Consider the following 421-nt stretch of genomic DNA (forward strand, 5'->3'; position numbering starts at 1 on the left):
GTTCGCAGATCAAAATGTGGGAGGGGGCTTGCCCCCGATAGCGATCTAACAAGCTACCGATTCAGCCCTGGCTGAACTGCGAGGCCAATTCGCGCAACAGCACCTCGGCATCCAGCACCTTGGCCACAACTTCTTCAGCCTTGTCACGGCTCAAGCCCAGGTGTTCAAGCAGCTCGTCGGGGATGGTTTCGTGCGGCCCGGAGCCGATGCCCCGGCTGCGCAGCAGGCGCACGGCCAGGCACACCAGGTTGGGGTACTCGGCGTATTGGCCGTCGTAGGTTGGGTGACAAAGACCTGGCGTTCATGACGGGGATTCAGGACAAGTCGATCCAGATCAAGGGCAACCCGGCGCTGGTGATCTGGTTCCAGGGCTTGACCAAGTATTTGAAGCCGAAGAAAAAGCAGTAGACCGAGGTGGATT

The 421-nt window shown here is 59.4% G+C and carries 2 pseudogenes; one reads left to right on the forward strand and one right to left on the reverse strand.

The features are described 5' to 3' along the window. Positions 1–61: 61 nt before the first annotated feature. Positions 62–283: pseudogene (locus tag INT12_RS31045) on the reverse strand (histidine kinase); the annotation flags it as partial. 11 nt (positions 284–294) lie between these two features. Here INT12_RS31045 and INT12_RS31050 point away from each other — a divergent pair. Beyond that, a pseudogene (locus INT12_RS31050) lies at positions 295–408 on the forward strand (helicase); the annotation flags it as partial. Positions 409–421 lie beyond the last annotated feature (13 nt).

The organism is Pseudomonas sp. K8 (assembly GCF_014889455.1).
Lineage (GTDB): Bacteria > Pseudomonadota > Gammaproteobacteria > Pseudomonadales > Pseudomonadaceae > Aquipseudomonas > Aquipseudomonas veronii.